Source organism: Bacillus kalamii (assembly GCF_047238185.1).
Lineage (GTDB): Bacteria > Bacillota > Bacilli > Bacillales > DSM-1321 > Bacillus_AD.
The window spans coordinates 695,226-715,347 of sequence record NZ_JBDFMI010000001.1 but is presented as its reverse complement, the minus strand read 5'-3'; the positions used below and the strand labels follow the sequence as shown (position 1 = coordinate 715,347).

Annotated in this window: 16 protein-coding genes, 1 pseudogene and 1 other annotated feature (1 of these 18 running past the window's edge); of the genes and pseudogenes, 2 read left to right on the top strand and 15 right to left on the bottom strand. The window is 44.1% G+C overall.

What is annotated here, in order from left to right; all coding sequences use genetic code 11:
* Positions 1–61: 61 nt before the first annotated feature.
* From ABC357_RS03570 to ABC357_RS03535, 8 genes and pseudogenes are all read right to left on the bottom strand, one after another.
* Positions 62–583 carry a BofC C-terminal domain-containing protein gene (locus tag ABC357_RS03570; RefSeq protein WP_412886179.1) on the bottom strand — a complete coding sequence of 174 codons (522 nt, stop codon included), beginning with the start codon at positions 581–583 and terminating at the stop codon, positions 62–64.
* 114 nt (positions 584–697) lie between these two features.
* Positions 698–1,648 (bottom strand): phosphotransferase, encoded by a 951-nt coding sequence (locus ABC357_RS03565; RefSeq protein ID WP_412886178.1) that lies wholly within the window; start codon positions 1,646–1,648, stop codon positions 698–700.
* Between the two features lie 1,426 nt (positions 1,649–3,074).
* Positions 3,075–3,212 (bottom strand): annotated as a pseudogene (gene safA, locus ABC357_RS03560) (SafA/ExsA family spore coat assembly protein); the annotation flags it as partial.
* 195 nt (positions 3,213–3,407) lie between these two features.
* Positions 3,408–4,511: a quinolinate synthase NadA gene (gene nadA / locus ABC357_RS03555; RefSeq protein ID WP_412886177.1), complete on the bottom strand. Its 1,104-nt coding sequence runs from the start codon at positions 4,509–4,511 to the stop codon at positions 3,408–3,410.
* On the bottom strand, positions 4,511–5,356 hold the full coding sequence (nadC, locus tag ABC357_RS03550) for a carboxylating nicotinate-nucleotide diphosphorylase (protein WP_412886176.1): 846 nt from the start codon (positions 5,354–5,356) through the stop codon (positions 4,511–4,513). The genes nadA and nadC overlap by 1 nt, the downstream gene beginning before the upstream one ends.
* Positions 5,337–6,905 (bottom strand): L-aspartate oxidase, encoded by a 1,569-nt coding sequence (gene nadB, locus ABC357_RS03545; RefSeq protein ID WP_412886175.1) that lies wholly within the window; start codon positions 6,903–6,905, stop codon positions 5,337–5,339. Before nadB ends, nadC begins: the two co-directional genes overlap by 20 nt.
* 174 nt (positions 6,906–7,079) lie before the next feature.
* A complete protein-coding gene (locus tag ABC357_RS03540; RefSeq protein ID WP_412886174.1) occupies positions 7,080–8,273 on the bottom strand; it encodes an MFS transporter in 1,194 nt (397 codons plus the stop codon).
* A gap of 270 nt (positions 8,274–8,543) precedes the next feature.
* Complete coding sequence (locus ABC357_RS03535) at positions 8,544–12,896, bottom strand: S8 family serine peptidase (RefSeq protein ID WP_412886173.1); 4,353 nt, start codon at positions 12,894–12,896, stop codon at positions 8,544–8,546.
* Between the two features lie 461 nt (positions 12,897–13,357).
* On the opposite strand from ABC357_RS03535, the gene ABC357_RS03530 reads away from it, so the two are divergent.
* Together ABC357_RS03530 and ABC357_RS03525 are read left to right on the top strand one after the other, a co-directional pair.
* Entirely contained in the window at positions 13,358–14,479 is a 1,122-nt protein-coding gene (locus ABC357_RS03530) for a cysteine desulfurase family protein (RefSeq protein ID WP_412886172.1), read from the top strand.
* Positions 14,480–14,516: 37 nt separating this feature from the next.
* The gene (locus ABC357_RS03525) at positions 14,517–15,062 is read left to right on the top strand and encodes a transcription repressor NadR (protein WP_412886171.1); all 546 of its coding nucleotides are present in this window, start codon (positions 14,517–14,519) and stop codon (positions 15,060–15,062) included.
* A 50-nt stretch (positions 15,063–15,112) separates the two neighbouring features.
* Here ABC357_RS03525 and pheA read toward each other — a convergent pair whose 3' ends face one another.
* The 7 genes from pheA to rplU form a co-directional block, all read right to left on the bottom strand.
* Positions 15,113–15,976 (bottom strand): prephenate dehydratase, encoded by an 864-nt coding sequence (gene pheA, locus ABC357_RS03520; protein WP_412888563.1) that lies wholly within the window; start codon positions 15,974–15,976, stop codon positions 15,113–15,115.
* Between the two features lie 233 nt (positions 15,977–16,209).
* Positions 16,210–16,659 carry an ACT domain-containing protein gene (locus tag ABC357_RS03515; RefSeq protein WP_412886170.1) on the bottom strand — a complete coding sequence of 150 codons (450 nt, stop codon included), beginning with the start codon at positions 16,657–16,659 and terminating at the stop codon, positions 16,210–16,212.
* An 18-nt stretch (positions 16,660–16,677) separates the two neighbouring features.
* A complete protein-coding gene (obgE, locus tag ABC357_RS03510; protein ID WP_412886169.1) occupies positions 16,678–17,970 on the bottom strand; it encodes a GTPase ObgE in 1,293 nt (430 codons plus the stop codon).
* Between the two features lie 53 nt (positions 17,971–18,023).
* Complete coding sequence (locus tag ABC357_RS03505) at positions 18,024–18,560, bottom strand: Spo0B C-terminal domain-containing protein (protein ID WP_412886168.1); 537 nt, start codon at positions 18,558–18,560, stop codon at positions 18,024–18,026.
* A gap of 517 nt (positions 18,561–19,077) precedes the next feature.
* Positions 19,078–19,368 (bottom strand): 50S ribosomal protein L27, encoded by a 291-nt coding sequence (gene rpmA / locus ABC357_RS03500; protein WP_050615911.1) that lies wholly within the window; start codon positions 19,366–19,368, stop codon positions 19,078–19,080.
* Positions 19,369–19,380: 12 nt separating this feature from the next.
* Positions 19,381–19,716 (bottom strand): ribosomal-processing cysteine protease Prp, encoded by a 336-nt coding sequence (locus ABC357_RS03495; RefSeq protein WP_412886167.1) that lies wholly within the window; start codon positions 19,714–19,716, stop codon positions 19,381–19,383.
* Between the two features lie 9 nt (positions 19,717–19,725).
* A complete protein-coding gene (gene rplU, locus ABC357_RS03490) occupies positions 19,726–20,034 on the bottom strand; it encodes a 50S ribosomal protein L21 (protein WP_050615913.1) in 309 nt (102 codons plus the stop codon).
* Positions 20,035–20,048: 14 nt separating this feature from the next.
* Positions 20,049–20,122 (bottom strand) — a sequence feature (ribosomal protein L21 leader region) (it continues 9 nt past the right edge of the window).

Here is a 20,122-nt window from a genome sequence, read left to right as displayed (position 1 = left end):
TTCCTATGAAAAAGAACTGGTGGCGATACTCCCGCTTCCAGTTCTTCTTTATCTGCTGTTTTTATCTGAGCCGTTCATCCTTATACTGCTTAAACGTTTCCAGGACCGATTGGTACCGTTTTTTATCCTTTACTTTAATACCTTCAGCAAGTTCATCCCGTTTTTTTACCTCAAGCAAATCTACATCCAATTGAAAAAAGGTTTGAATGACATCTAAATTGGTCGGTTTCCCGTTAAAAATAGATAACGTCCCGTCTTCCGTTATGCCGAAATAACCATGGGCCTTCAATAAAGGAGAAATATCATTGATATGCTTCTGATAAACCAATTCTTTATCTGATTCAAAGACTAGGTTCCAATTATGGTATTTTACATGAAGTTCTTCAATTGATTTAGTTTCCTTTACGGCTGTTTCTTCTGTCACTTCGCCATCTAAATAAATCTTCTGTAAAGTGACCTTTCGAATTTCATCCGCTTTGGCAGTCGCGGATCCTCCCTTTCCCAGTGATACTGAAGCATATAAAAGAAGCAGGATTACAAGAAGAAACGAAATATATCCTATTTTGCCGATTCGTCTTTTCATTTAAGGGAACACCTCCAGGAATGCTATATACAGGTAGCCTTCCCAAGATTGTTTCCCTTCATTCTCCTTCCGTCCCTCTATTTTTATCACTATCCTACATGGACAAGGATCCGGTTAACGGTTTATCCTCTTATAAATTTCCTTGTATAAAGCCATACGCTGTTGGAATTGTTCAACTGTTATTTTCCAGATGGAATGCATGTATTCATTATTGTTATACAGATTTTCGCGTATCAGCCGATTCCACTCTCTGAATATATCCGCCGGATACAGCATTGCATAAAGAAACGCAGGATTATTCCGGTACCGTTTTAATTGCGGATAGCTAAACAGCTCAGAGCTGTCTTTTACAAATGGCATGATTCTATTGGCAAACTGGATATAATCGATGATTGGAGTCGCCCGGTGAATCAAATCAAAATCAATTATATTCAACTGCCCGTTTTTAGCGGCGAAAAAATTATGGTGGGCAACGTCGCCATGTATGATGCAGGTCGGTTCCCTATTTAGATATTCCTCATATTCCCCGAGGCCCTTTAACGATTTTTCTCCCCATTCAATCCACTGATTGATGTTTTTCATCGAAACATACCCTTTAACAATGCCGATGTTTTTCTTAAACGTATATAATCGCTCTTGCCATTTGTACACCTGGTCAAAAGAGCTGGCCGGGATGTCATTATAGAATTTCCGGGTTGTTTCGTGAAATTGCTGCAGAAGTTCCATACCATAATACCTGTTTTTCTTTGTATAATAAGAAAATTTTTCGCTGGAAGGCTCTAAGTACTCGATCCAGGCATAGGTCATTTTTCCATAAGGGATATCCGGCAAGGATGATAAAAATCGATAGGTTTGCCGGAATCCGTTTTTTCTTAATTTTTTTGTCAGGGATCTTTGCGCTTCCAGTTTGTTTTTGCTGGAAAACCCTTTCAGCACGTATTTCCCTTTATCTGTTCCAATTCTATATACATTCGACCTCATTCGCTCAAACATCTGCAGCTTCTCCCTGTTAACAGCGAGGCTCGCAGCCACTTGATAGCGTATGCTGCCGGATTTGTTACCCATTACTCTCATCCGCATAATTCGGCATATCGAACGCTTGAGGGGCATTCCCCATCGTTTGCCTTGTAAAAGTACCTTCTGATTGATTAACGAAAGGAGCATTATTCAGAAAGGGAGGCTGAATATCATGCCTCATCATTTGCTGGTTCATTTGAGGCATCATTGCGCCATTTCCCGCCGGCATTTGTTCCGGATAGGCCGACTGCATCGGAAATTCCATTTGCTGCTGGAATGGCTGATACATTTGCGGCTGGTTCATATAGGGCGTTTGCGCCTGACCCTGGCTGAATGGCATATTTTGTTGTGCAGGCATCATTTGTTCTTGCATTTGTTGCTGTGGATAATAAAAGGGATTTGATTGTTGGATAGGCATGGAAGGTTGATTCATTTGATACGGCTGGTAATATGGCTGGTTTGCAGGCTGCATAGGCATAGCCTGCGCCATCTGCTGGTTCATTTCATTGCCCGCAAATGGATTCATTGCATGGTAATTAGGCATGCCTTGATGGTGCTGCATATGGACTGAGGAAGAATCCTCGCAGCCGCAATCTTCTTCCTGATTAGGAGAAGCGTACTGATTTGACATGCCGTATGCCGGCGGCCAATTTGCCGGGTGAAGCTGTTGATTCTGCTTTCCCATTTGCATTTGATACGGATGGGAAGAAGATTCCACCATATGATGTAAATGATGCGGCGGTACTTCAGGCACTTCAAGGACATCATTTTGCGATGCTCCATATGATGGCGCCATCTGTTGCTGATAGGGCATCATATTGCTATTAGAAAAAGGTTGGTATGAACTGTCCTCGTATATTGGCTGGACCATATTCCCCTGAGCTGGCAAAGGCGTATAATAAGGCTGCGGAACCGGCATATACGGCGGACAAAAGCCAGCGCCAGGCATAACAGGTGTCATCGGCATACACTCTGTTGCGGAAGGCATAATCGGATAGCATTCATTTACAGGTTGTTGGACAGCAACCGGCTTTTGAGCAGCCGGTTTCAAAGTCGGTTTTTCTTGCGGTACCGGTTGTTGCTTGGCGGCAGGCTTTTGCACATTCATGTTCGCCATATTGACCATATAATAATTATTGATATCGACTTCAGGGATGACAGGCTGCGGCGCCGCAGGCATTTCCTTGATTATTATTTTTTCTTTTTGGACGATTGGCTGCTGAGGCACTGGCTTCGGCATTTCTTTGATGGGAGCTGCTTTCACTGGTTTCGGCATTTCTTTTATCGGCATTGGAGCCTCTTTGATTGGTTTAGGAGCTTCCTTCACCGGCTGTTGCATCTGTTGGACTGGCTGCATTGTTTGTGGTTGCGGCATGGGGGCTTCCTTCACTGGTTTCGTGAAATTAGGTATCGGCGCTTCTTTTTGGGTCCCCATTGACATGTTCACGGATTGTGAACCTGACCCCCCTGGTATTTTTATTTTCATGCCAGGCATAATCATGTCAGGATTGCTCAATTGCGAGTTTGATTTTTTTAATTCCTCAAATGATACGCCATATTTCTTTGCTAGTTTCCATAACGTATCACCCTTCTGGACAATGTGTATCTTCAAGGTGTTCCCCTCCTATGCAAATGTCCATATATACTATGAAGAAGTGGGCAAAGTGCTAATCTTTTTCAAGAAAACTTATGCAGGGTACAAGTCAATTATGAATGCATCTTCCTACATTTATTCTTGTACTCTATCTTCTGCGTTACAATTGGTATAAAAAAAGGACAATAGATGATCTATTGTCCCCTTTTTCGTTTATGACCGTTCAAGCATCCGGCCGATAGCCTGTTTTGCATCCCGTGCAACCTCCGGATGAACCGTAATGACATTGACAGGCTTGCCCTCTATGATACTTTCCAAACTCCACAGCAAATGCCTATTGTCGATCCGGTTCATCGTAAGGCAGGGGCACATGTACGGATTTAAGGAAATGATCGTCCTATCACTATGTGCAGCCATTAAACGTTTGACAAGATTCATCTCTGTTCCAATCGCCCATTGGGTCCCTGCTTCAGCTCTCTCTATGCAATCAATGATATACTTTGTACTCCCATTATAATCGGATAAAGCAACCACCTCTCTGGAACACTCAGGGTGCACCAAAATATTCATTTCAGGATACCGTCCCCTGACATCTTCAATATTTTTCACTGTAAAATTTTCATGGACAGAGCAATGCCCCTTCCAAAGAATCATTTTGCATGCATCGATGGATCCCCCAAATTCTAGAGCAAGGTCATTTTGATTCCAAACAGCCATTTCTTCCAAAGGAATCCCCATATCATAACCTGTATTTCTGCCTAAATGTTGATCTGGAAGGAACAGAACCCTTTCCTTTTGTGTAAATGCCCAACGCAACATGCTATGGGCGTTGGAAGAAGTGACCGTTGCTCCTCCATGGCGCCCGACAAACGCTTTAATGGACGCTGTGCTATTGACATAGGTTAAGGGGATGATTGTATCCCCGAATATAGTCTGCAATTCATTCCAGGCTTTTTCCGTCTGATCCATATTTGCCATATCAGCCATGGAACAGCCTGCCCGCATATCCGGCAGCAATACCTTTTGATTGGCAGATGTGAGTATATCAGCTGTCTCCGCCATAAAATGGACTCCGCAGAACACAATGTATTCAGCTGCTTTCTGATTGGATGATACTTGTGCCAATTGCAGGGAATCTCCCGTTGAATCGCAATGCCTGATCACCTCTTCGCGCTGATAGTGATGGCCTGGTATAAAGAGTGAGGGCCCTAATTCTTTTTTGATTTCTTCAATTCTAGTATGTATATTTCGATCATCCAGTTCACTGTATTTCACCGGCAGTTGATTTTGATTAAGTACGGTTTCTAGTAATCTCATTATTGTCCCTCCAACATATTCACTTTAGCGCTTATATCAAGCGCCTTCACTGAATGGGTCAAGCACCCTAAGGAAATATAATCCACACCGCACTCTCGGTATGCAGCCAAATTGTCCAGTGTAATCCCCCCGGAAGCCTCTGTTACACAATGGACCGGCACCAATTTCACAAATTCGGCCACTTGCTCCGGCGTGCAATTATCAAACATAATAATATCCGCTCCAGCTTCTACAGCTTCCACAACCTGTTCCTTCGTTGAAGTTTCGACTTCAATCTTGACCATGTGGCCATTGGCTTGCTTAGCTTTTTGAACTGCAGCGGCAATGCCTCCCATAAAGGCGATATGGTTATCTTTAATCATCACGCCATCATATAAGCCGAAACGGTGATTGCTTGCTCCGCCGCATGCTACAGCATACTTTTCCAGCATTCTGAGGCCAGGGGCCGTCTTACGGGTATCACACGGTTTAGTAGAAGTACCTTGCAATATGGCGGCCGCATTGTGAGCCATTGTTGCTATCCCGCTCATTCTTTGGATTAAATTAAGAATGACCCGTTCACCCATCAATAAGGCCGGTATAACTCCTTGAATATCCACAATTGGCTGACCCGATTCCACAGGCTCTCCATCACGCACATGAAATCGGAATTCAGCTTGCCCATCAAGCATTCTGAATCCGCGGATGATCACCTCTGTTCCGCAAAATACTCCGTTGCTCTTTGCGATAAAGTGGAATTCGCCAGCTTCATTTCCTTCGAATAATGCCGTTGAGGTCATATCTCTTTCTCCAATATCCTCCATAAAAAATACCTTAAGCATTTCTTCAAGCTTTACTGTATTCATGTATAACCTTCCCTTCCATATCCAGGCCGCTAATAACGATTGAAACCCTTTGCCAATCAGCAGATTCTCCACTGAAGTCCTCCCTCAAATGGGCACCGCGGCTCTCTTTCCTTAAAATCGCAGACTGAGCGATGCTCCATGAAGTCAGCATCATACATGCAGCGGTAATGTCCTCGTCATCGCACTCGTCCAATGAACCAAGCAACAAATCAGTCAACCGGAATTGCTGCAGCCAATCTAATAACTCAGACAATCCTTCTCTGTTACGGAGAATTCCAGCATGATGGAACATTTTTTCTCTTATTGCCATAAGACTAGGCAATTCCAATCCTTTTACATAAGGCGGTTTATTCTTTTCCCGCAAATCCAAACGAGGCATCTGCCTATCTGCAAGATAAAGACCTAATTCCTTGCCGAATGCCAACCCCTCCAACAAAGAATTGCTGGCAAGCCGATTGGCACCGTGAACCCCTGTACAAGCTACTTCACCAACAGCATATAAACCCGGCACCGACGTAGCGCCTTCTGTGTCGACTTCGATTCCTCCCATCATAAAATGGCTGGCAGGAGCGACTGGAATTCGACCGTTTTTCAAATCGACTCCATTTATTTCACATAAAGAAGCAATTGTCGGAAACCTTAGCGGGAAACCATTGACATTTCCTATATCCAAAAATATGTTCCGGTCTTGGGCAAAGTGCGAGAAAATCGTTTGAGAAACGATATGGCGTGGAGCGAGATCCTCCAGCGGATGGACATTCCTCATAATTCTGCGCCCATCTTCAGTTATTAAAACAGCACCTTCACCTCGAACCGCTTCTGATACCAGCCCTTTCACTTCCCCCTGGCAATAAAGCCCTGTTGGATGAAATTGCATGAATTCCATGTCCTTCAAGGCAGCACCTGCTTTCAATGCCAAAGCAAAGCCATCCCCGCAAGCATTTTCATGGTTGGTTGTATACGGATATAATTGGCCGCAGCCTCCTGTTGCCAAAACAGTAGCCGATGCATAAAAATAGCAGACCGTTCCTGCAGTGGATTTGGCCGTCACTCCGATGCACTCTCCTTTTATGTTTTTGCGTAATTCTATGATTCTGTAATCCTCCAAATATTCAATTGTTGAAGAAATCACTTTTTCCCACAGAAATTCTAGGAGTGCTTTCCCTGTAGAGTCACCTTCGCAATGCAGAATCCTTCTTTTGCTATGTGCTCCTTCCAGCCCAAATGCAAGCTGGCCCTGCCGGTCACGATCGAAGTTCATCCCTTCACAAACTAATTCATGCACTGCCTCGACACCTTTTGAAGTCAATCGATCCACAGCTTTTGCATCATTATGGAATCTGCCGGCATTCAACGTATCATTTGAATGGCTTTCTACATCATCCTCTTCAGGTAGTGCAGCAGCTACTCCCCCTTGGGCGAGATACGTATTGCAGCTTCTGATCTTCGTTTTTGTAATAAGCAGCACTCGCTTAGTCCTGCTGGCATGTAGTGCAGTTTGCAAAGCCGCAATACCGCTGCCGATCACAATGACGTCATATGTATCCATTATTATATGTACCCTCCAGTTTTACAGGTGTCTTGACACATATATTTACACAAATCATCTATTATGACAAGTTTTTTAGCCTTTTTTATCAGAAAAAATAATCGATATCTGATTGATAGTAATCTATGGATCCAAGAAACTAAAAAATGCCTGCCGAAAACCGGCAGGCATTTTTTATGCATGATGAGTTTGGTTGGACACTTTGCGGCGATTGACTGTCACCCAAACCGAATTGATAATCAGTAAAGCGGCAGAAACGATGAAGACATAAGGGATTCCAAATGCACTTGCCACTTGGCCGCCCCATAATGGACCGACCACACTCCCCATATACTGGGCAGTCTGATTGTAGCCGTATGCTTGCCCCGTTACCGATTCAGGAATGATTTTTTTCAGGTAGGTATTGATGGCAGGCAATAATCCGCCGAGACCGAAACCAAGCAAGAACCGCAGCACGATCAAGAACCATATAGAATTAGCCCAAGCGTGTATGCCAAGGATTACAGCGACGAAAAGCAATGATATCTGCAGCACCCGCTGCGGTCCTACTTTATCGCTCATCCGCCCTAGGAAAGGAGCCGATAAAATATTCGAAAACCCAGAGACTGCAGTTACGACGCCCGCAAGCAATGCAATATAAGATGTATTGCCGGCAAGGTCTTCCACATATAGAGTCAGTACAGGCTGGATCGATAAAATGGCAGCCTGCAAAATAAATGTGGTTATTAAGATATTGGCGATTTTTTTCAAGAGAATCTTATTGTCGACAGGAATAGCTTTGCTGTCATACGTTTCTTTCTTGACCGGATTAAAATCTTCACGGATATACAGAGTCAGGAAGAAGGTAATGAACAAAACAGTCCCTGTTATCCAAAATACTTCCCTAAGACCGATCAAGTCGCCCAGCAATCCACCGATGACCGGTCCGATCAACGTGCCGCCGACTCCGCCTGTAGACAAAATCCCCAATGCTCTCCCACTGACGTCCGAGGGAGTTTGCGAGGCTACCAGTATAATAGCGGCTGGAATAAATCCGGAAACAGCCCCCATGGCAAGTCTGAGTGCCACCAAATAATAGACATTTGGTGCGAAACCAATCAAAATCATAATAATGGCCATACCAAGGCTTGCACGCAAAAGCATCGTTTTCCGTCCGTATTTATCCGCCAATTTACCCCATATCGGAGAGAAAATGGCCGCAGTCAAAAACGTGCTGCTAAAGGCAAAGCTTGACCAGACCTCGATATGGGAATGCTCACCAAGTTGGGAAATGTACAGTGGCAGGAAAGGAATCACCAGATTCATGCCAGCGGCAGTCAAAAAGGATCCAAACCAACAAATATACAAATTCTTTTTCCAAGTTGTCACACCAAAGCCTTCTTTCTTACATTACCATTGACAAAGAACATGTTGGATAACGTTTTAATGTATTTACATTTTCCCTAAACCGTCCCTTTTGAAACGCCTTCCACTTCTTAATAATGGATGGAGGCAAAATCAAAAGCAGTTAAAGTTAAAAGTCATCTATTATATTACGACTTCCGAAACATTATGTAAATAATAGTGGTTTTATCTGAATACATAGAAAAAGAAAACAGGAACCTGTGCGGTACAGGTTCCTGCTTTCGAAGCATTCTTTTATTTCTTGGCGTTAATGTAAAGCAAGCCGGCAGCTCTTTGAGTGGTGACATTTCCATTAGAATCTGTCACTTTCACTTCAATGGCTGCTCCAGGCGCTTTTACATTGGAAGTAGCCGTGTAATAGCCGACATAATGCCCGGCAGATGTTTCTTTCATTGGAAGATCTATTGCATTGTTTACGTCGCCCACATTTGTAAGAGGCATTAGGATTTGGAAGTCCGCCTGCAATCCTGGCTCACTGTCAAACTCAATTTTAACAGATTCGCCGCTCTTCAATTCTTTATCGTTTTCTGGCACTAAACCGCTAATGACAGGAGCTGTGTATTTAGCGTTGATTGTAACCGTCTTTTTCGTTTTGTTTCCGGCTTTATCCTGAGCAAGTACTGTAATTTCGTTGGCTCCTTCAACTACCATAATGCGTTGGTCAAACTTTCCGTTTTCCACAGCTGTTTTTTGGCCGTTGACTTTGACGAAATCAATATAGTCGTCTACAACTGTTCCCGTTACATGGATCGTTTCTTTATTTGTTTTAGAACCATCTTCAGGAGATGTAATTGTAAGTTCAGGCTTATCTTGGTCAAGTGTAATGGTAACTGGTTGAGAAGCATCTGTTGAACCGTTTGCAGTTCTTGCTTTAGCGGTCAATACATTCTCACCTTTATGAAGCGTAATAGCTTTAGAGAATACACCGGCTTCATTCGATTCGGTGCTGCCCACTTTTTCATCGCCGTTAAAAATGTCGATGGCGATTTTCGGCGATGAGGTTCCTTCCACTGTAAATTCTTGTTTGTTTGTGAATTCGCCATTTTTCGGAACGTTAATGACAGGGCTCTTCACTTCATAGTTTACCGTTGCACGGATCATGTAATTGCCCTCATCAGCCGGAGATTGCGACCATGCTCCACTCACTCCCTGCCAGCTGCGCTTCGCGTTCGGCCCATCTTCATCCGTCGCAAGGCCTGGAGAATTAGGATTTGCTTTTGTTTGTGTATACACAACGTAGAAATCGCCTTCAACCATGATGCCATGCTCGCTTAAATCAATATTTGTCCAGTTGCCGTCTCTTAAAGCTGTTTCATCGAACGGACCTGCCAGCTTTTTGCCAGGGCTTCCATTCGTACCGCTCGCATCATAAATGGACACCTGGAATTCAGTTCCGCCCGGTACCGGCCATTCGGTATTCCAGAATAAGAACTGTGCTCCTGTTACGTTTGCCTGCTTTTGGCCATCTGCAAGTGACATTCTTACCGCCCAGCTATTGCCGGCCTGATTGAATGCACGTGCATTCTCTGCTGTACCGTCATCATATTTGATTTCTCCTGGAGTACCGATGAACGGCTTCAATTGAATATCCTTCTCGAGCGAATCTCCGCCCTTAAGAGTTACTTTTACTTCCGTACTATAGAAAGAAGGGGCCAAAATCTTAAGTGTATAGCTTCCTTCATATGCTGTTAGGCTATAGTGGCCGGTTGCGTCAGTCAATGCCGGCTGAACAGCAGCATCTTCCACTACTAAAACAGTAGCTCCTTCAATCGGTTGGCCGGTTGCTTGATTGATCACTGTTCCGGACACTGTTCCCTGAGGGATTTCCTGAAGAGTGAAGTTAGCAGATACTGACCCGTCCTGTGTTACATGGACCGGCTGGGATTGTGAGCGGTATCCGTAGGCTTCGGCCTTTACCGTATAATCTCCGGCAGCGTGTGATAATTTATAGCTTCCATCCTGCGGTTTCGTATAGACGGTCTTGCCTGTTTCCAATACACTTACCTGTGCCTGGATAGGAAGCAATGCTGGAACGGCACCGCCTTCGCCTGGCTTCGTGTCTAGTTTTGCACCTTTAGAAGGCTTAATCTTATCAGGGTCTACTTTCGGTTTAGCCTGCACTGAAGGTGAATCCTTTCCTACTGTTGCACCCAACTTTGCTTTTTGGGCCGGCTGGGTGGCTGTATTGGATAATTTCACATCATCCAAGTACCATCCTGCCTTGTTTACAGAGCCATCACTTGTCATATTGAATGCAATATAAATCCGTTGGCCCCCGTATGCGCTAAGATCTACTTCGCTGCTGATCCAGCCATTCGATTTATCGTTATAACGGGCCATTTGCGTCCAATTGGATCCATCCGTTGAAACGAATACATGGCCAAAATCATAGTTTTTCTCTAATTCATACCATTGTTTGAACTGTAAGTAGCTTGCTCCTTCAGGTAAATCTACTGGAGGCATTTGCAGGCTCATATTGGCTTTGGCCGAATAAGTTCCGGTCAAATTCGTAGCATATACTTTTTCCCCTGAGGCTGCCGCTTTCGGCCCGCTTTCAGGTTTGCCCCATGCCCAAGTGTTATTGTCACCATATGAAGTCCATCCAGTCACGTCTTGTTCAAAATTTTGCTCATAACCGACTGTGATTCCTGGCAATAATGCAACAGTATAAAGAGATGTTTCTTTGTTATTGCCGCCGAAGTCAGTAGCAGTAAACTTGTATTGTAGCTGCTCACCTTTTATATCTGCTGCAGGGATGGTAGCCGAATACGTGCCAGATTTGTAATCGCCGTCGACTCTTTCAGCATTGATTGTTGCCCAAGAGCCATCCTCTTTCTTATAAGACACCTTAACAGTTGTAACAGATACATCATCTGTAGCAGTCGCTTTCAACGTTAAATCCATGCCTTTGTATGCAGTAGAGACGCCTTCATGCGAAATGCCAGGGGCTGTTTGGTCATCCCCTTCTTTCGTTACAACACCCTCAATTGTTCCGATACCGCTTACGACACTTGAAACAGCATCAAATGCATTCACTAGGCCGTGGCCGTATCCGTTGTTCGGCGAACTAGGGAAAGTGCTGTCAGTCAATGGTGTTGCTGTATCTTCCAAAATGGATTCAATTTGATCGACCGTCAGTCCAGCGTTTGCTTCCTTCAATAGAGCTACTACCGCTGAAACGTGCGGACCTGCCATAGATGTACCGTTCCATCCGCCTTCATAAGCGCCGCCCGGCACAGAAGAACGGATATTCACGCCAGGAGCTGATATTTCCGGCTTTTGTTCTCCATATGGAGAGGGCCCCTGCAAGGAGAAGCTTCCCAATTTATTGTTGATATCAGTTGCCCCGGTCGCAAATGATTCAGGATAGTTTGCTGGATTCGCTACAGATCCCGGTCCGCCCGGATTCGTCAATGTTGTATTCCCAGCTGAGAATTCAGGGAAAATTTCCGCTGCTCTCCATGTTTCAACCATTGGACGGAACCATTCATCCAGCCCGGCACCGCCTCCCCAAGAGTTATTGACTACATCCGGCGCTTTTTCAGGATGAGGGTTGCCAGAGTTGTCTTTCGGTGCAAGGACCCATTCACCGGCTTCCAATATATCGGCATCTGTTCCGCCATCATCCGTAAATGCTTTTACAGATATGAACTTCGCTCCAGGAGCGACCCCGATTTGATTGCTGCCATTCGGCTCTGAACCGACCATTGTACCGATGGTGTGCGTTCCATGCCCCAAATCATCATACGGCGTTGCACGGCCTGCTGTCGCATCCAACCAGTTGTATTCATTATTGGGTGTATTCGGGCTTGCAGGATTGTATCCACGGTATTTTTCTTTCAGAGCCGGGTGATCCCATTGCACACCTGTATCAATACTTGCAATGACAGTGCCGGAACCATCAATGCCCATATTCCATACTTGAGGCGCCCCGACTTTATCGATATTCCACTCTGTTGCAGTTGTTTTTGCTTTTTCTCCTTGAAGAGAACTGCCTGCCGTGCTGTTTTTAGATTGTACTTTCTCTTTCGACGGTGCTTCTGTAGCCACCGGCTGTATCAATTGCCTTTTTTCATTAGGAAGGATTTTTTCAACCTCAGGGAAAATAGCGATCTGTTCCATAACGTCTTTTGTCGCCGTTACTGCCATGGCATTCACCACGTAAAATGATTGGATATCCTTTGCTTTCCCCATTTTTTCTTGCTTAGTTAGATAATCGTTCAAATGATACTGCGTTTCCAAAGCTTTTGCACGCAGGTTCGAAACGATGGATGAACGTTTCATCAACTTTGCCTGTGAAGAAGAAAGATTTTTCTCTTTTGCACTATCTGCCGCCAGATTGGCTACCTTTTGGGTATTTACCTGATCTTTCAATTTAATAAGGAATGTTACTTGATCGGATTGCTGAAATTGTTTCTGCAATTTTTGAGAGATCTTTTTAGTGCTCACATCCACTAAAGAAGTTTTTGCTGAGGAATGAAGCGAATTGGATGCCTGAGCATTCAAGCCTGTAGGGAAAAACAAGGTTGGCAGCAAGACAGAAACAGCCAATAAAGACGTCATTTTTTTAGTACGTTTTTTCAACATATTTCCCTCCTAAACTTATTTTTATAAAACTGAAATCTGGCAACACACAGCCCCCCTTATTAAAAGTACATTTGGTGTTTTTCCTGTTGCTATAACAACCTTACACAAATAGAAAAGGCGAAAGTGGTCACTATTTGTCATGTGCTTATTGGGAAAAATTAAATAAGACCTTCGCTTTAATGCAGAAACTGGGGGAGATAAGCACTTCAGATTAAGGCATCTATGTTTTTTACATCTCTCAAGCTATGAAACAGTGACACAATAGGCAATTTGGTTCAAACGGCCATTTCAAAGGATAGGTAATAAGTCTTTTTACTTATTTCATAGCAAAATAGTTTTATAGACACTTTATCCGAAATAGGTATTTACACTCATAATAATAGGTAGCAGCCTTACATGTCTTGACATGTGTAAAGAAGGTTCATAGACTTATCATATCTATTTATTCAGGAGGGCGAATTATGCGCTATTTCGATTTTGCAGCTACGGCTCCCATGTCACCTTTGGCGATTAAAGGCTATGCTGAAGCAGCGGCCGGTATAATCGGCAATGCAAGCTCTCTTCATGATGAAGGCAGCAGGGCTGCTGATTTGCTTGATTGGTCCAGATGCACGGTAGCCAAAGCCTTCCATGTTTCCGATAAATCGGTCATATTCACAAGCGGCGGCAGTGAAAGCAACCAGTTGGCCATCCAGACTCTGCTTTCAAATATAGATAAAGGAAAGAATCATATCATAGCGTCACGCCTTGAGCACGCTTCCATCTTGCAGGAATTGGACTATTTATCCAGCCAAGGATATCAAATTGATTTCCTTCGGCACCATGAAGATGGTTCAGTGGATCTTACCCATTTGCAAAAACTAGTGAATGAAAAAACTGGGTTGGCCGTCATCCAACATGCCAATTCAGAAATCGGGATCATCCAGCCATTAGAGCAAATCGCGGCCATTACTAAGAAAAACAACTGCCTTCTTCATATCGATTGTGTACAATCATTCGGCAAAATTTCTTGCAGGGAAGCAGCTGCATATGGTGACAGCCTAGCTGTTTCAAGCCATAAATTGCATGGTCCGAAAGGGGTCGGTGCGCTCATTCTGCCTTCCTCTCGCACCATTCACCCTGCAAGAACAGGCATATCCCATGAATCTGGATACAGAGCCGGAACAGCCAATGTTCCGGGCATCTATTCCTTTGCCTTGGCAGTTCAAGAAAGCCACGATTTATTGGAAGAAAATTGTGCCCATGTCCAAAGGCTCCGGAGCTTTTGCCAGCAAACAATTTGCCGGCATTCCACGGCTTTCGAAGTGATTCAAGGACAGAGGCAGCTTCCCCATATACTCTGCCTGTTTTCTTCTGATCTGGCAGGGCAATATGTTATGATGGAATTAAACCGAAGAGGGTATTATATATCGTCCGGCAGCGCATGCCAAAGCGGCTCCAAATCTCCATCAAAAGCAATGCTCGCCATTGGCAAGAATGAAGATGAAGCCAGGGGCTCTATACGTATTTCACTGAGCAAACAGCATACTCTAGAAGATTGTTCCGGGCTCATGCGCACACTGATGACTATTGTACATACTTAACGTAGACAACACACAAGAAAGAGATAGGAGATTGACGATGAAAAAGGAAACAAAACTGTTGGGTGAAGAACGGCGGAAGGAGATTATGCATATTCTGAAAAACAGCTTATCACCTGTAAAAGGCGGAGAACTTGCCAAAATGGCCAATGTAAGCAGGCAGGTAATCGTCGGCGATATCACCCTGTTAAAAGCAATGAATGAACCGATCATTGCCACATCCCAAGGCTATCTATACCTTCAGCAGCAAGAAGAAACGTATCAGGTTGAACGGACAATCGCATGCTTCCATTCACCCGGAGATACGGAAAAAGAACTGCAATTGCTTGTCGATACAGGCGTACTCGTCAAAGATGTCAGCATCGAACATCCTGTATACGGCGACCTTGTCGCCTCCATCATGGTCAGCAACAGAAGAGAAGTCAAGCAGTTCATCGAACGGATCACTCATTCTAATGCGGCCTATTTATCACAGTTGACAGATGGCATCCATTTGCACACCATTGCCGCAAATTCCGATAAAATCCTCGATGAAGCAGAAGAAGCCCTTCGGGATGCAGGTTTTCTTATCACAGAAAACGATTAAAAAAAAACGGTCTGTTTATGGAGATGCCCACATAAACAGACCGTTTTTTCTTATTTCAGACCTTCAATCACAAAACTCCGGTAGCTCCCAAGGATAGTGACTTTACACCCTAATGCCTCGAGCTCCTGGATCGTTCCCGGAATAAGTACCTCATCCAATTCCATCTCAATATCCACTAAGAAGAAATAATTTCCCAATCCTGTTTTCATCGGCCGTGATTCAATTTTAGACAGATTCAATTTTCGCCAGGCAAAAGCAGACAAGACTTGATGCAATGCTCCTGCATGATCCTCGGGCAATTCAATCATCAAAGTAGTCTTCATTCCCTTTTCAACAGCCTGGGCATCAGAAAAATGGATGCCGTTTTTGGATACTACAATGAACCGGGTCATATTATGTGAGTAATCCTGGATATTTGGCCTTACAATAGATAGGCCATATTCCTCAGCCGCCACTTCACTTGCAATGGCAGCAAGCTTTTCATCCGGGCGATTCTGCACATATTGGGCCGCACCCGCTGTCGAAGTATAATTCTCACTGGGCACGCCTTTTAGCTCTTTATGTAGAAATTTGTGGCATTGCGCGATTGCATGGGGATGAGACATGACCGTATGGACATTCCGCCAATCCTCTTCCCAGCGCGGATGCACCATTAAATGCTGTTGAATCGGCGTATTAATTTCCCCTTGTATGGGAAGTTTTGCTTCATGGACCAAATAATCAATCGTAATCGTTACAGAGCCCTCCAAAGCATTTTCCAAAGGAACAACTGCAGCCTCTGCAGAACCTTCCAATACAGCATCCAAACACTCTGGTATAGTCATCAGAGGCACCACTTCATCCCCTGGAAATGCTTTCGTTACGGTGAAATGGCTAAAAGTTGCTTTTGGGCCTAAATAAACGATTCTCACTATCATCACTGCTCCCTTATGTATATATGGCTGTAGGTTAGATTATTTAAAACATATTCTATTCTGATCAATTGGTTGTCCTATCTTTGTTTGCTGAATGTACGTTTAAATATTCTAAATATTTATGTATTATACAAGGTAGCCTCTCCATTGCCAATAGATACACATCGAAAACCATACAAAAAGGCAGGCAACTGAGTCTTCCGACAAGTTGCCTGCCTTTGCAAATACGGTATTTAAGCTCCAGATCCAAGCACTTCGACCTTATCGATAAATTCCATTTTCTTCAGATTGGACAATAATCCGTCAAGATCGATTTTCATCGAGCTGACATTCAATGACATCGTTACATTTGCCCTGCCCTGAATGGGGATCGTCTGGTGGATTGTCAGGACATTACAGCCCGAGTCAGCCACAACCTGAAGTAAATTGGACAATGTCCCAGAGCGGTCTTCCAAATGAAAGAAAAGGCTGATAATCTTTTCCTTCACAATCGTATGGAAGGGAAAAACCGTATCTCTATATTTATAGAAAGCGCTTCTGCTCAAATCCACTTTTTGGACTGCTTCCCAGACAGACTCCGCTTTTCCACGCTGGATCAATTCCTTCGCATCCAAGGTTTTTTGCATTGCTTCCGGCAATACATCTTCACGGACAAGATAAAATTTATGGTCGCTCTTCTTCACAGCATTCACCCCACAAAATTACTCGACAAATTCAAATTCGAATTCCAATATCTTAACGATATCCCCGTCTTTCGCTCCACGCTTTCTAAGAGCTTCATCCACGCCATATGAGCGCAGCTGGCGCGCAAATCGGGCGATTGAAGCATCACGGTTAAAGTCTGTCATTACAAATAAGCGCTCGATCTTATCTCCCGTCACGACAAAAGTGCCGTCGGAATCACGTGTAATCTCGAATTCCTCGGTATCTTTTTCAAATTTATAAAGGACTCGGTGTACGCCATTCTCTTCTTCCATTTCATGCTCGAGAGGGAATTCAGGAGTATCTTCAAGCGTATCGGCTACTTTAAACAATAAATCGCGCACCCCTTCCCTTGTAAAGGAGGAGATTGGGTAAATTGGATGCTCGTCCCCGATTTTTTCTTGAAAGGCTTTCAAGTTTTCTTCAGAGTCCGGCATATCCATTTTATTGGCTGCAATGATTTGCGGGCGTTCCGTCAAACGAAGATTATATTCCTTCAGCTCGTTATTGATTGTCACGTAATCCTCATATGGATCGCGCCCTTCTAATCCTGACATATCGATTACATGGACAATGACACGCGTTCTTTCAATATGGCGAAGGAATTGATGCCCAAGGCCGATTCCTTCCGATGCGCCCTCTATCAGACCAGGTAAATCAGCCATGACAAAACTGCGGTTATCTTCTGTTTCCACTACACCCAAATTTGGTGTAATAGTTGTAAAATGGTATTCAGCAATTTTGGGCTTGGCTGCACTCACTACGGATAACAATGTCGATTTCCCAACACTTGGGAATCCGACAAGACCGACATCCGCAAGCAATTTCAACTCAAGGATTACGTTGCGTTCCTGGCCAGGTTCACCATTTTCTGCGATTTCTGGTGCAGGATTGGCTGGAGTAGCGAAACGCGAATTGCCGCGTCCTCCCCGTCCGCCTTTTGCGATGATTGCCTGCTGGCCATGTTCTGTCAAATCGGCAATGATCTGGCCGGTTTGTTCATCCTTAACGACCGTGCCCGGCGGAACTTTAACAATTAAGTCTGCCGAGTTCTTTCCATGCATGCCTTTTGACATGCCATGCTCTCCGCGCGGTGCTTTAAAATGCCTTTTATAGCGGAAATCCACCAGCGTACGCAAGCCTTCTTCTACTTCAAACACTACATTAGCTCCCTTGCCGCCATCTCCGCCGGCAGGGCCGCCATTCGGTACATATTTCTCGCGGCGGAATGCAACCATTCCATTACCGCCGTCTCCGCCTCTTACATAAATTTTCGTTTGATCGACGAACATCTAATCACTTCCTCTATTGTCTGTGTCTTTAGCTGATAGCGCTTCTGACTTTTTTATTGTCCATTCCAATCCATATGAAAGACCAATTCTTCTTCGTTACATCTTTCTACAGTTAATCGTTCCGCTTCCATTGAACCATTCAGGAAGTCGGAAATAATGTCTATTCTTTTTATCTTACCCTGCAATTCAAAGGTAAATCGTAAGGATTGATCTATTTCACCAATCATGATCCGCAATTCGTTTTCATCCAGTATATCCAGTTCAGACGAGAGTACTTCCACAAACTCTACCAGCCACTGATGCATACGCCGGTCGATGTACTCTGTACCTTTCACCGCTGTCAATACTTCATACTCAAGGATAAAAGGCATTGCCAGCCATTTGCTTGTGATCAGCCATTCAGCGACTGTTTGCAAATTGCAATGGGATAGCTGGGCCTCGTTTTTTGATTCACGGATACACTCATCAATGATGGCCTTTACATTGTCCATTTTGCCCAATTCAATATTCCCTTTGATGAGCTGGATTTTATTAAGCCAATCATGGCGCGTACAACTAACTAGTTCAATGATACCCCATTTTTTATCCATAAATAAAATCTCCCAATATCCTTTGCCTTCCGTGAACAACGCCACCATCCTTATTAAGGATGAGAAGCCCGCATTATAACGTTAGCCATTGTCCGCGTCAGGGTGTTTAATACGGCCAGCATCTATTGTTTGTATATTTAGACGGCCGGAGGGAAAGACAGCTCTCCCTTCAACGTGTGTATCTCTTTATGCATCTATTGTTTAGTATAGCAGAAAAGAAATGAATGTTAATGATTATTATAGGAGGTCTTAAGTGCGGAAGAACGGTTTGGCCTACAGCCTGTCCGATAAAACCGGCCGCCATCTATTTTCCAACCGGTATGGCATCATTTAGACCAACTGCCTTGGGACAGCCTGCACTCCATAAGCGTTCCGGTATGTAAGGACAGGAGCGGGATGGGGACCTGCCATATGGGCGAGTAATACTTCTGATTTCAAAATTCACCCGCTGATTCCGGCAGCCCCATAACAATAAGAAAACCCTAACCTAATAGGTTAGAGCTTTCTTTATCGATCATTAAGCTTCTTGAGCTACAGGGTATACGCTAACTTTTTTGCGATCGCGTCCGAAACGTTCGAAACGAACAACTCCGTCAACTTTTGCAAATAGAGTATCATCTCCACCACGGCCAACGTTTTCACCTGGGTAAATCTTTGTACCGCGTTGGCGGTAAAGGATTGAACCACCAGTTACAGTTTCACCGTCGCCAGCTTTAGCGCCTAGGCGTTTAGCTTGAGAGTCACGTCCGTTCTTTGTAGAACCTACTCCCTTTTTAGAAGCGAAGAACTGAAGATCTAATCTTAACATAGAGTCCACCTCCTATTTTTTAAGGGTTACTTTTATATGTTTTCCATAATCTCTTTCAATTGTCTGTAAGGAAACACGCATTGCTTCGAGAAGCAATTGCACCTTTTCCTGCGAATCCGCTGAAAGATCAGCAGGGATTTCACAATGAAGGTAGCCTCCGTTGCCTTTTGTATCAAGTATCGGCTTCACATCTGTCAAGCTCAAAATACTGTTGACCGTTCCGAATGAAACGGCTGATGCTCCGGCACAAACAATATCCTGACCACGTTTTGCAAAATCAGCATGACCACTCATGGTGAATGACGAAATCATTCCATCATGGGTATAGTCGATTTTAACGGTAATCATAGCCAAACCTTACGCATTGATTGCTTCAATAACAACTTTTGTGTATGGTTGACGGTGACCTTGTTTCTTATGGTAGTTTTTCTTCGCTTTATATTTGAAAACAGTGATTTTCTTTTGACGGCCTTGTTTTTCAACTTTACCTGTTACAGTAACGCCTTCAACTAGTGGGCTGCCCACTTTCACATTGTCTCCACCTACGAATAAAACTTTATCAAATGTAACAGCTTCGCCTTCAGCAGCGTTTAGTTTTTCAACGTATACTACATCGCCAGCAGCTACTTTGATTTGCTTTCCACCAGTTTCGATAATTGCGTACATACTTGCACCTCCTCATAATGACTAAGACTCGCCTATCACAGGTGAATTGCCCCGAGGCAACTGCTTAAAAACCTGATCCGTGCGGTTG